This is a genomic window from Pseudomonas sp. B414 (genome assembly GCF_055408445.1).
Window position 1 is genome coordinate 81174 of the sequence record NZ_JBUZTQ010000020.1, and the last position, 11965, is coordinate 93138.

Annotated in this window: 10 protein-coding genes; 6 read left to right on the plus strand and 4 right to left on the minus strand. The window is 62.0% G+C overall.

Features of this window, described 5'->3' with window-relative positions; all coding sequences use genetic code 11:
• Nucleotides 1-15: 15 nt before the first annotated feature.
• The 3 genes from ACZRMH_RS17120 to ACZRMH_RS17130 all read right to left on the minus strand — a co-directional run bounded on the left by ACZRMH_RS17120 (nt 16) and on the right by ACZRMH_RS17130 (nt 4528).
• Nucleotides 16-1203: an acyl-CoA dehydrogenase family protein gene (locus ACZRMH_RS17120; RefSeq protein WP_464014434.1), complete on the minus strand. Its 1188-nt coding sequence runs from the start codon at nt 1201-1203 to the stop codon at nt 16-18.
• Nucleotides 1204-1431: 228 nt separating this feature from the next.
• Nucleotides 1432-2997, minus strand: a complete 1566-nt coding sequence (locus ACZRMH_RS17125; RefSeq protein ID WP_464014435.1) for an amidase — start codon at nt 2995-2997, stop codon at nt 1432-1434.
• A gap of 94 nt (nt 2998-3091) precedes the next feature.
• Complete coding sequence (locus tag ACZRMH_RS17130) at nt 3092-4528, minus strand: coniferyl aldehyde dehydrogenase (RefSeq protein WP_464014436.1); 1437 nt, start codon at nt 4526-4528, stop codon at nt 3092-3094.
• A gap of 173 nt (nt 4529-4701) precedes the next feature.
• Here ACZRMH_RS17130 and ACZRMH_RS17135 point away from each other — a divergent pair, with 173 nt between their 5' ends.
• From ACZRMH_RS17135 to ACZRMH_RS17160, 6 genes are all read left to right on the plus strand, one after another.
• A complete protein-coding gene (locus ACZRMH_RS17135; protein ID WP_464014437.1) occupies nt 4702-5685 on the plus strand; it encodes a flavin reductase in 984 nt (327 codons plus the stop codon).
• 13 nt (nt 5686-5698) lie between these two features.
• Nucleotides 5699-6472 (plus strand): glucose 1-dehydrogenase, encoded by a 774-nt coding sequence (locus tag ACZRMH_RS17140; RefSeq protein WP_464014438.1) that lies wholly within the window; start codon nt 5699-5701, stop codon nt 6470-6472.
• 58 nt (nt 6473-6530) lie between these two features.
• Nucleotides 6531-7322, plus strand: coding sequence for a fumarylacetoacetate hydrolase family protein (locus ACZRMH_RS17145; protein WP_464014439.1), 792 nt, complete (start codon nt 6531-6533; stop codon nt 7320-7322).
• Nucleotides 7323-7343: 21 nt separating this feature from the next.
• Nucleotides 7344-8273, plus strand: coding sequence for an acetaldehyde dehydrogenase (acetylating) (locus ACZRMH_RS17150; protein ID WP_464014440.1), 930 nt, complete (start codon nt 7344-7346; stop codon nt 8271-8273).
• Nucleotides 8274-8283: 10 nt separating this feature from the next.
• A complete protein-coding gene (dmpG, locus tag ACZRMH_RS17155) occupies nt 8284-9306 on the plus strand; it encodes a 4-hydroxy-2-oxovalerate aldolase (RefSeq protein WP_464014441.1) in 1023 nt (340 codons plus the stop codon).
• A gap of 71 nt (nt 9307-9377) precedes the next feature.
• Nucleotides 9378-10691: an MFS transporter gene (locus ACZRMH_RS17160; RefSeq protein ID WP_464014442.1), complete on the plus strand. Its 1314-nt coding sequence runs from the start codon at nt 9378-9380 to the stop codon at nt 10689-10691.
• Here the strand turns inward: ACZRMH_RS17160 and ACZRMH_RS17165 are convergent.
• Complete coding sequence (locus ACZRMH_RS17165; protein WP_464014443.1) at nt 10664-11749, minus strand: NAD(P)H-dependent flavin oxidoreductase; 1086 nt, start codon at nt 11747-11749, stop codon at nt 10664-10666. The two genes, ACZRMH_RS17160 and ACZRMH_RS17165, sit on opposite strands and share 28 nt — an antisense overlap.
• Between the last annotated feature and the right edge of the window lie 216 nt (nt 11750-11965).

Genomic DNA, 11965 nt, shown 5'->3' on the forward strand with positions numbered 1-11965 from the left:
TAAAGGTGGATCAGGTCAAACGAAAGGGTCGGCGTTGGGCAGGCCCAATTGCACCAGGCCGTAACTGCGACGGTAGGCCGCCTCGTTATTGGCGATATGCCCGCGAGCCTGGTGCAGATCACGGAAGAAACGCGCCACCGGGTTAGTGCTGTACAGGCCCGACGCGGCCATGCAGCGCAGCAGGTCACTGACCCGGTCGGCGCACACATTGGTCACATGGGAAGACTGGTAGCGATACAGCAGACGGGTTTCCACATCCGGGTATTGCCCGGCGGTGGCCAGCGCCATCAGGTGCCCGTAGTTGCGCATCAGCACCAGTTTCAGCGCATCGACGGTGATGATGGCTTCGGCCACAGCAGCCTGGGCAGCCGGGTCTTCGGCGGTTTTGGCGCCGTGCTTGCCGATATGCCTGGCGGCGTTGTCGCAGAACTCGTTGATTGCGCCTTGCAGGGCGCCCAGCGCCGAAGTCGACACGGCACGGGCAAACACCTGGGCAAACGGGATCGAGTACATCGGGTTGGTGTTGACCAGCCGCCCCGGTGTGGCTTCGATGCTGTAGTTGTTGGTGCGTTGCACGCGATGGGCCGGGACAAAAACGTCCTCGACGACGATATCGTGGCTGCCGCTGCCGCGCAGGCCCAGCACGTCCCAGTTCTGCTCGATGCGATAGTCGCTGGCCGGGATCAGGAAGGTGCCGTGTTCGGTCGGGCCGGTTTCGTCTTGCGGCACGATGCCGCCGAGCAGGCACCACTGTGCATGCTGGCTGCCGCTGGAAAAGCCCCAGCGCCCGCTGACCTGATAGCCGCCCTTGACCGGCGTGACCTTGGCCACCGGCATATAGGTCGAGGCCACCAGCACCGAGCTGTCCTCACCCCAGACATCACGTTGGGCTTCTATCGGGTAACGCGCCAGTTGCCACGGGTGTACGCCCACCACGCCAAATACCCAGGCGGTGGACATGCAGCCTTCGGCCAGGGTCATCTGGATTTCGAAAAAGGTGCGCAAATCAATTTCATGGCCGCCCCATTGCTTGGGTTGCAGGGCGCGGAACAGTCCGGCCTCCTGCATATCGCGCACGGTGTCGTCGGGCAGTTTGCAGTCCTTGTCCGCCTGGGCTGAACGGCTTTTGAGCGCAGGTATCAGATTGCGCGCGCGTTGCAGCAGCTCAAGCTCAATCGGACTTTTCTCTCGTATCTGATCCATCCGTGTGTTCTCCGTCAGTCTCTCGCTGCGCGAATGCGCGGGCGGTGTATGACGAATAATCCCGCCAGGCGGGATGTGGATCATCGTCAAAGCGGACTAGGCATGGCACGAGAGAAGATCTGAAGGTGGGAGCGGGCTTGCTCGCGATGGCATCGCCTCGGTATGCCTGAAGCACCGAGTTGCCTTTATCGCGAGCAAGCCCGCTCCCACAGAGTGATGGTGTGAGTCTCAGAGCGTGGGCAACTTGGCAAAAGGCCGATCCTGCTCGATCTGTGCGCCCAGACGCAGCAACACATCCTCACCCCCCAAAGGCCCGGTAAACATCATGCCAATGGGCAAACCACTCGCGCTCATGCCCACCGGCAACGACAGCGCCGGTTGCCCGCTGACATTGGCCAGCACAGTAAAGGACGCGCTGCCCATGGCATTGTGGGCATAGCTGTCCCATGGCTGGTCGAGGCTCAGCAAGCCCAGGTCCGGGGTGACGTTGGCCGTTACCGGCGACAGGATCACGTCATACTTGTGGAACTGTTCCTCCATATAACCGCCGATGCTTTCAAAGGATTGGCGCGCCCGATACAGGCCCTCCCCCGTGACCTTTTGCGCATTGCCCAGCACCACCTGGGTGATGCGTTCGTAGTCTTCGGCAGTGGCACTACGGCCCAGCACCTGCTCACGATCATGGACCATGGTCAGCAAGGCCTCACCAATCACCGAACCGTGGGCACCGAACAGCTGGCGCGGGTCGATATTCAAACGCAACTCTTCAACCTCATGCCCCTGTGCGGCCAGGCGTTTGACAGTGTCGTCCAGCACCTTGGCCACAGCGGGGTCCAGCGCTGCACCGGTCAACGAATCGCGCACCACACCGATACGCAAACGCCCGGGCGCAGCACGCAATTCCTCAATATACGGGCGCAGCAATGGCTTGGCCCAATACGGACTGCCCGCCTCATGCCCCTGCCCCACATCCATAAACAGCGCCATATCGCGCATATTGCGCGACACCACATTGGCCACGCTGGCACCAAACCAGCCTTCATATTTTCCCGGGCCGCTGGGGGTGCGATAGCGCGTCGGCTTGAGCCCCACCAGACCGCAATAGGACGCCGGGATACGGATCGAACCGCCGCCGTCAGTGGCATGGGCCACCGGCACAATACCGGCGGCCACTGCCGATGCCGCACCGCCGGAAGAACCGCCTGCGCTTTTGCCCAGATTCCACGGGTTGCGGGTTTGCCCCCACAGCAAGGACTCGGTGGTGGTGGTCAGGCCGAATTCCGGGCAAGTAGTCTTGCCGAATGGCACGGCCCCGGCAGCCTGATAGCGGGCAATCAAGGTGCTGGTGTGGGGCGCTGCTGGTGCGTCCTTATACAGGCGGCAACCGTTGGTGGTGCGGGTGCCTTCCAGGTAGGTGTTGAGATCCTTGATCAGGATCGGCACCCCGGCCAGCGTCCCCGTGGTCGACGCCCCGCTGGCACGGCGGACCTTGAGCAGCGCAGTGGCATAGTCGTCATGACGCATATTGACGGCATTGACCTTGGGGTTGACCGCATCACAACGGGCCATGGCCGCGGCGAGCAAATTCTCGGGGCTCAGTTCGCCCTTTTGCACGGCACGGGCCATGTCCGAAGCATCCATGGCCAGGTACTCGGCAGGCGCAATGGCAGTGCCGCTGGCAGCATTGGCAAACCGCCCCAGCAGACCGGCACCCACGGCCAGAGCGCCAGCCTTGAGCACATGGCGACGGGGCCAGCCAGTGGATTCATCAGGTGTATCGGCAGGGTTTTGCAAGGTCAAACTCCAGAACAAATCTTGTTGTTTTTATGCGGCACACAATGGTGTGGGATCGAGCCCGCTCCCACAGGATGTCTACCCTCTTGCAGAGCTAGTCAGCCGTCACCATCGATTGCATGGTCGGCAAAAAGTGTTCGCCATAAGGCGGCAGCAGTCCCCATTCGCGGCGCGGGTCATGGGCCGGAGCCTTGTAAACGGTGCGCATATGGCTGAATTCAAGAAAGCCTTCACGGCCGTGGTAGTGTCCCATGCCCGAGGCACCAATGCCGCCAAACGGGGCATCGTGCAAGGCCGCGTGCATCATCACATCATTGATGCTCACCCCTCCGGAAATCGTGTGTTGCAGCACATAGCGCTGTTCTTCTTCACTTTGCCCAAAGTAATACAGCGCCAGCGGCCGCTCGCGGGAGTGGATATCGTCCAGCGCCCGTTGAAGATTCTCATAAGGCAATAGCACCAGCGCCGGGCCGAAGATTTCTTCATGCAGGATACGGCTGTCGCGGGGCGGGTTGATCACCACTTGCAGCGGGCGTTGACGTGAATCGGCAGCAACCTGCTGCGCCTGCGGGAAACTCTCGACCCGGGCACCCCGTTCGCGGGCGTCCTGCACATAGCCTTCAATGCGCTGTAAATGCCGCTCGTTGACCACCGCCACCACGTCCGGGTTGCCTTGCGTGGTGGGCAGCAGTTCGCTGTAGGCCGACCCCAGCAGACCGATAAAATCCTCCAGTTGCTCGCGGGGCACATACACCACGTCAGGGTTGATACAGATCTGCCCGCCGTTGTTGGCCTTGGCCAGCGCAATGCTGAAAGCGGCCTTGGCCAAATCGGCGCTGCGGGAAATGATCACCGGTGACTTGCCCCCCAGCTCCAGGGTCAACGGCACCAGATTCTCGGCGGCATTGCGCATCACCGAGCGCGCCACAGCAGTGCTGCCGGTAAACACCAGATGATCAAAGGGCTGCGCGGTAAATACCTGCGCCAACTCGGCGTCACCGGTGACCACGCCGATTTCCAGCGCATCGAAAACCTCGGCAAACGCCTGGGCCAGTACCTGAGCGGTGCGCGGCACCACTTCCGAAGGCTTGAGAATCGCCCGGTTACCCGCCGCCAGTACGCAGGCCAGCGGGCTGAGCAAGGTAAACAGCGGCGCATTCCAGGTGCCGAGAATACCGATCGAGCCTTTGGGCTGGTGCATCACCCAGGCCTTGGCGCCCAGTTGGTCATAGGGTGCAAACACCTGGCGCGGCTCATCTTCGACCCAATGGCCGAGATGGTCGCGGGCGTATTTGAGCGATGCCAGTGAACCCAGCACATCATTCATCAACGAAAAGCCCTGGGGCCTGCCGCCAAAATCGGCGTCCATCGCCTCAACCAGTGGCTGCTGAAAGCGCACCAGCAGTTCTATCACCCGCTGAATCCGTTCGCGGCGCTGTTCGGCGCTGACAGGGCCCGCTGCAATAAAGGCTTTTTTCTGCGCCGCCAACAGGCAGGACAGCTGTTCTGGAGCAGTGCTACTGAACGTCATGGGCAATTCCTCTGATACACCGGTTCAATGAGCCGACGCTAGCCAATCGCGCCCCGGATTGCCTCGTCCAATCGGACGATAATCGGCTGTATTCGTTAGTCCATTAAGACGATGTAGCGCCCCGCCGCGAGGAGAATACTGCCAGCACGAAAATTCAATCCATGGGGTTCGTCATGGCAATGCAAAGCAGTTTTGACCCGCAGGCATTCCGTACCGCGCTGGGTACGTTCACTACCGGGGTGACGATCATCACGACCCAGGCTGAAGATGGCTCGCCCATCGGCATTACGGCCAACAGCTTCAACTCGGTATCGCTCAACCCGCCGCTAGTGCTGTGGAGCCTGGCCAAGTCCGCCCGTAGCCTGCCGGTGTTCAGCTCGGGCAAGCACTGGAACGTGCATGTGCTGTCCACCGAGCAGGAGCCGCTGTCCGGCCGTTTTGCCATGCAGGGCGAGAACAAGTTTGCCGAGATCGAACTGGACAACGGCATCAGCGAAGCGCCGCTGTTGCAGGACTGCACCGCGCGCTTTCAGTGCCGCACCGCCTTTCAATACGAAGGCGGCGACCATGTGATTTTTGTCGGTGAAGTACTCGCCTTCGATCACAGCGACCGCGCCCCGCTGGCCTTTCAGAGCGGCCAATATGCCCTGGCCACCCGCAAGCCGCGCAGCGAACTGCGCCTGGCAACCACCCCGCCACCCCCCGAGTGCAGCTACACCGAAGACCTGCTCGGCTATCTGCTGGGCCGCGCCCACTACCAGTTGCTCGACGCCCTGCATCGCCTGCTGAGCAATCAGCAACTGGACGAGCATGCGTTTTTTATCCTCTCGGTACTGTGCATCCGCGACAACCTGACCCTCCACGAAATCAACACCTTCACCAGCTACACCGGGCATGTGGTGACCGTGGCCAGCATGCGTTTCCTGGAAAAACAGAACCTCGTCGCCCTCGAAGGCAGCCAGCAGCAACCGCGCTATGTGCTGACCGCCACCGGCCGCGAGGCGTCGTTGCAACAGCTGGCACTGGCCAAGGCCGTGGAAGAGAACGTGTCGACCAAACTCGGCCCCGGCGATGCCCAGGCACTTAAAGTACTGCTCAAGCGCCTGATTGCCGCCAGTGATCCTGGCCTGCCCGACCTGTGGGCGCCCCGCCAATAAAAAAGGACGATTTATGAACATTATTCAGCGCTTCAACCTTAGCGGCAGCGTGGCCGTGATCACCGGTGGCGGTCGTGGCATTGGCCGCGGCATCGCCCTGGCTTACGCCGAAGCAGGCGCCGATGTGGTCCTGGCCGCCCGCACCCTGAGCGACGTTGAAGCCGTAGCCGAAGAAGTGCGCGCCCTGGGCTGCCGCGCCCTGGCCCTGAGTTGCGACGTAAATGACAGCGAACAACGCAGCATGCTGGTCACCCAGGCCCGTGAGCAGATGGGCCGCATCACCCACCTGGTCAACAACGCCGGCGGCGCTGGCCCCAACGATCCGTTGACCCTGAGCGTGGAGCGTTTTGAAGAAATCATGCGTTTCAACGTGTCGTCGGCCTACCACCTGAGCCAGCTGTGCGTGCCCCATATGCGTGAGGCGGGCCACGGCAACATTATCAATATCACTTCAGGTGCAGCGCGTTATGCGCAAACCCAGTTCAGCGCCTACGGCACCGCCAAGGCTGCGCTGAGCCATATGACCCGCCTGCTGGCCCAGGACTTCGCGCCACAGGTGCGGGTCAACGGCATTGCTCCCGGGCCGATCCTCACCGACGCCCTGAACCGCGTACTGCCGGTGGCCATGCGCGACGGCATGGTCAAGGCCACGCCGCTGCAAAGCCTGGGCGAAGTAGAAGATATCGCCGCGGCGGCGCTATACCTGGCCAGCCCTGCATCACGCTGGGTCACCGGCAAGATTCTGGAAGTGGACGGCGGCGCTGAATCAAGCGTGTGGCCGGGTTGAGCCCCCGCTCCCACAAAGGGTTGCCACAAAGGGACTGGATTTTAGAGAGAGCGTAAATATGGACACACAGTTGATTGAAGCACTGGGCGATGAGCTGTTTGCCGCCTTGCGCGAACGCCGCAGCCTGGCGCCGCTGACCCAACGCTACCCGGACCTGACCCTGGAAACCGCTTACCGGATTTCCCTGCGCTTTTTGCAACGCCGCCAGGCGTTGGGTGAACAGGTAGTCGGCAAGAAAATTGGCGTCACCAGCCGTGCCGTGCAAGAGATGCTCGATGTGCACCAACCCGACTTCGGCTTTTTGACCGATAGCATGCAGGTCGCCGACAACAGCAATGTCAGCTTTGCCACCCACCATCTGGTGCAGCCCCGGGCTGAAGGCGAGATCGCCTTTATCCTCGGCGAAGATTTGCACGGCCCCGGCATCACTGCCGAGGACGTCATGGCCGCCAGTCAATGGGTGGTGCCGTGCTTCGAGATTGTCGACTCACGGATTGCCGACTGGAAAATCCGTATTCAGGACACCGTGGCCGATAACGCCTCCTGCGGCGTGTTCGCCCTCGGCGAACAGCGCATCAACCCCCGCGAGCTGGATCTGGCCAAGGTCGAACTGCACCTGCACAAAAACGGCCAGCCCGCCGGTCACGGTTTTGGTTCGGCGGTCCAGGGCCACCCCTGCGCGGCCGTGGCCTGGCTGGCCAACACCCTGGGCCAGTTCGATATCCCGTTTCGCAAGGGCGAAATCATCCTCTCCGGGGCACTGGCGCCGCTGGTGCCGGTACAACCCGGCGATGAGGTCAGCCTGACCCTTAGCGGCCTGGGTTCTGCCCGGCTGCGCTTTGTGCCCTAACCCCCGTTCGAGAGCCTTCCCATGAACAAAAAGATCAAATGCGCCCTGATCGGGCCGGGCAATATCGGCACCGATCTGCTTTACAAGCTGCTGCGCAGCGAAGTGCTGGAACCGGTCTGGATGGTGGGTATCGACGCCACTTCCGAAGGCCTGAGCCGTGCCCGGGAAATGGGCCTGAAAACCACCAGTGACGGGGTCGACGGGTTGCTGCCCCATGTACTGGCAGACAATATCCAGATCGCCTTCGACGCCACCTCGGCTTATGTACATGCCGAAAACAGCCGCAAGCTCAACGAGCTGGGCGTGCTGATGATCGACCTTACGCCTGCGGCCATCGGCCCGTACTGCGTGCCGCCGGTCAACCTCAAGGCCAACCTCAAGCGCGGCGCAATGAACGTCAATATGGTCACTTGCGGCGGCCAGGCGACCATTCCGCTGGTGGCTGCCGTAAGCAGCGTTCAACCTGTGGCGTATGCCGAAATCGTGGCGACGGCAGCATCGAAATCCGTCGGCCCGGGTACGCGCAAGAATATCGACGAATTTACCCGCACCACTGCCAGCGCCATCGAGCAGGTAGGCGGAGCGAAAAAAGGCAAGGCGATCATTATCGTCAACCCGGCCGAGCCGCCCTTGATCATGCGCGACACCGTGCATTGCCTGACTGAAACCGAGCCGGATCAAGCCGCGATCAGCCTGGCCATTGCCAACATGATTGAGCAGGTGCAGCAGTATGTGCCGGGCTACAAGCTGGTCAACGGGCCGGTATTCGACGGCAACCGGGTATCGATCTTTATGGAAGTCGAAGGCCTGGGCGACTACCTGCCCAAGTACGCCGGCAACCTCGACATCATGACCGCCGCCGCTGCGCGCACCGCCGAGATGTTCGCCGAGGAAATCCTCAAGGGCGAACTGCAACTCAAGGCATCCGCCCCTCAACCTGCCCTCGCTTAAGGAGCCGACCATGGATCTTCGCGGCAAAAAAATCACCGTGCATGACATGTGCCTGCGCGACGGCATGCACCCCAAGCGTCACCAGATCAGCCTGCAACAGATGAAAGACATCGCCTGCGGCCTGGACGTCGCCGGTGTGCCCCTGATTGAAGTCACCCACGGCGATGGCCTGGGCGGCAGCTCGGTGAACTACGGCTTCCCGGCGCACACCGATGAACAATATCTGTCGGCAGTGATCCCGATGATGAAACAGGCCAGGGTGTCGGCCCTGCTGCTGCCCGGCATCGGCACCGTGGATCATCTGCAAATGGCTTACGAACTGGGGGTCAACACCATTCGCGTGGCCACCCACTGCACCGAAGCCGATGTGTCGCAGCAGCACATTTCCTATGCGCGCAAGCTGGGCATGGACACCGTGGGCTTTCTGATGATGGCCCATATGAACAGCCCTGAAGGCTTGGTCAAACAGGGCAAGCTGATGGAGAGCTTCGGCGCCAACTGCGTGTACCTCACCGACTCGGCCGGTTACATGCTGCCCCACGATATCAAGGCGCGGGTGGCGGCCTTGCGTGCGGCGCTGCACCCGGACACCGAGATCGGATTTCACGGCCATCACAACCTGTCCATGGGCGTGTCCAACTCCATCGCTGCCATCGAAGCCGGGGCCACGCGCATCGACGCAGCCGCTGCCGGTTTGGGTGCCGGGGCGGGCAATACACCGATGGAAATCCTGGTGGCCGTGTGTGACCGCATGGGCATTGAAACCGGGGTCAGCGTGTTTGGCATTCAGGATGTCGCCGAGGACCTGGTGGTGCCGATCATGGACTTCCCGATCCGCAGTGACCGCGATGCCCTGACCATGGGCTATGCCGGGGTGTATGGCTCGTTCCTGCTGTTCGCCAAGCGCGCCGAGAAAAAGTACGGCGTACCGGCTCGCGAAATTCTCGTGGAGATGGGCCGCCGCGGCATGGTCGGCGGTCAGGAAGACATGATCGAAGACACCGCCATGACCCTGGCCCGCCAGCGGGCCTGAAGGGTTGTTCCTTGCCAAAGGCGCTGACCGGGTCAGCGCCTTTGGCGTTTTTATCAGACAGGAAATCCACCATGTCCAATGCTCCGGTCGGCTGGCGCAGCCATGCCTTGCTGCTGTTGCTGGCGGCCTTGTTTGCCGACAACTTTGTCGGGCGCCAGATCCTGGCGGTGATGATTGAACCGATCAAAGCCGAATTCGGCGTCAGTGACACGGCCATGGGGCTGATTTCCGGCCTGGCCTTTGCCGGGGTCTACGCCCTGCTCGCCCTGCCTGCCGGGCGCCTCGCTGATGGCATGTCACGCACCCGCCTGCTGGCCATCGCCTGCTTGCTGTGGGCAGTGGCTACCATGCTCTGTGGCCTGGCGGTGAGTTTCTGGATGCTGGCCGCAGCGCGTATGGCAGTTGCGGTAAGCGAGTCGCCAACCACCTCGGCGTCAATGTCGATCATTGCCGACCTGTACCCGTCCCATCGTCGCTCGTTTGCCATCAGTTGCTTTACCGCGGCACCGACTTTTTCCGCGGTGATCGGCCTGAGCCTGGGCGCCTGGGTGGTCGAGCAATACGGCTGGCGCATGGCGTTTATCGTGATCGGCATGCCCGCGCTATTGTTCTCCACGCTGCTGGCTTTTGTCGCCAAAGACCCGGCCCGTGGCCGCTGGGACCTGGCCAGTGCCCATGCCGCCCACCCCCTGCAAAGCCTGAGCAGCGAGGCACGCAAACTCTGGGCCCTGCCCGCCTACCGCTGCCTGGTGATGGCGGGCGGCCTGACCACCCTGGGCTCCTATGCCATCGGCATGTGGAACACCAGTTTCCTGGTGCGCTCCCATGGCTTGTCGCTGCAACATGCGGGGCTGCTGGCCGGGTTTATCTGCGGAGGGTTTGCCGGGGTCGGCGCATTATTCAGCGGCTGGCTGAGCGACCACCTGACCCCGCGCAACCCGCACTGGCAAGTGGGCATTCCGGTGATCGGTCATGTGGCGGCAATCAGTGCGCTGTTCGCCTATTTGCTGTGGCCCAACACCGTGTGGACGCAACTGGGCAACGTGCCCGTGCCCAGCTCGATGCTGTGGTGTGCGCTGTACAGTTTTTTTGCGGTGTGGTGGGTGGCGCCGTCGTACAACCTGGTCACCCAACTGGTCCCGGCCAACCGCCGGGGGACGGCGATGGCCTTGCAAACCATTATCTCGACACTGCTGGGGGTTGGCCTGGGGCCGCTGCTGGCCGGTCTGTTCAGTGACGCCCTGCAACCGGCCTTCGGCATTGAGTCACTGCGCTATGCCTTACTACTGGTGAGCCTGCCGGTGGCCGGGGCCATCGTGCTGCTGATCCGCACCTCCAGCCATGCGGCGCAAACCGACTATATGCATGCCGAGCGGGCGGCATAATCCTCGACAAACTTGCACGTCAGTTCATAGGCAGACAACTCGGCGCTTCGCCCGGGGCTGAGGGGGAAAGCCTGCCCTGCCCACAGGTTGATAAAATCGCCAGAGCCTTGCGCTTGCGACTTGGCTTTTAGCGGCAGCAAAACCCCACCGGCCAAGGGAAACGCCGGTGCTTGCGGGTTGATCGGCCCCAACTCGCGCATCACCCGGTTGACGATGCCGCGGGCGGGGCGGCCGGTAAACAGATTGGTCAACGCCGTGTCGCTGGAACCGGCTTCGCGCAAGGCCCGATGATGGGGCCTGGTAATGTTTGCCTCGGGGCAAAACAGGTACGCGGTACCGATTTGCACGGCACTGGCCCCCAGGGCAAAGGCCGCCGCAATACCGCGCGCATCGGCGATGCCGCCTGCGGCAATCACCGGCACCGACACCGCATCGACAATTTGCGGCACCAGGGCAAAGGTACCGATTTGCGTGGTCAATTCGTTACTCAAAAACATAGCCCGATGCCCGCCGGCTTCGTAGCCCATGGCGATGATCGCGTCACAGCCATGACGCTCCAGCCATTGCGCCTCTTCGACCGTGGTGGCAGCACTGATGACCTTCGCCCCGCAGGCCTTGACCCGCGCCAGCAGATCCGGCGCAGGAAGACTGAAGTGAAAACTCACCACCGCCGGGCGCAACTCCTCGACCAGCGCGCAGGTGGCCTCATCAAAAGGCGCCCGGCTCGACACCGGGGTTGGCGCGTCAAAATCGGCGCCAAGCTCGGTGTAATAAGGTTTGAACAACGCCTTCCAGCGCAGGGCTGCGGCTTCATCGTACTCAGGGGATTGATGGCAGAAAAAATTCAGGTTGAACGGCTTGTCGCTGGCCGCCCGAAAAGCCGCCACTTCGTCGCGGATGGCCTGCAGACTCAACGTGGCACATGCCAGAGAGCCAAGCCCCCCGGCCTTTGCGACACCGATCATGATATCGGCACCGGCACCCAGCATCGGCCCCTGGATAACGGGATGGGTGATACCCAGCAAATCGACAAGACGAGAATCGGGCCAGCGGGTCATGGGGGGCTCTCACGGTCAATGATCGGGAGCTGAATACTAGAGGCTGGCTTGCGGCAGAGGCAAGTTACACCTTGTTATGGCGCAAAACCTCTCGCGTAGCAGCTGCCGAAGGAACGAGGCAGCTGCTATGTATGGACTCGCCCCCACTGTCTACCTGCTTTTAAAAAACTGCCGCCCCGTTGCATCTATGTATTAGGCCTATTCGAGGAAGCCGTC